This is a genomic window from Martinezella tropici (assembly GCF_003287875.1).
Taxonomy (GTDB): Bacteria; Pseudomonadota; Alphaproteobacteria; order Rhizobiales; family Rhizobiaceae; genus Rhizobium; species Rhizobium tropici_C.
Window position 1 is genome coordinate 1 of record NZ_QMKK01000013.1, and the last position, 363, is coordinate 363.

The window sequence follows — 363 nt, forward strand, 5'->3', positions numbered from 1 at the left end:
GTCGGCATCAACCGGATCGCGGCCCCTGAGCGGGGCGAGGGCAAGAGCCGGCTGGTGGGGGATGTCGCCTATGGTGAAGCCTCCGAAGTCGCCGTTGCGATCACGCCGGTTCCAGGCGGTGTCGGGCCGATGACGATCGCCATGCTGATGGCCAATACCGTCATTGCTGCTTATCGAAAGGCCGGCAAGACACTACCCAGGTTCTGAGATCAATTGGACTTTAAGCGCCTTTATTGCAGTTGAACGGATACGAACCAGCGACCTATAAATATTCGGTCCGTTCACGCGGCCGGGGGCAAGGGATCGGTGCCCTCACTCAGAATTGCAAGATATCGGCTATAGCTGAAAACTCTGCCGCGCTTG

The 363-nt window shown here is 58.4% G+C and carries 1 pseudogene; it reads left to right on the forward strand.

From position 1 onward, the window contains the following. Positions 1 to 207: pseudogene (locus tag DQ393_RS00850) on the forward strand (bifunctional methylenetetrahydrofolate dehydrogenase/methenyltetrahydrofolate cyclohydrolase); the annotation flags it as partial. Positions 208 to 363: the final 156 nt, after the last annotated feature.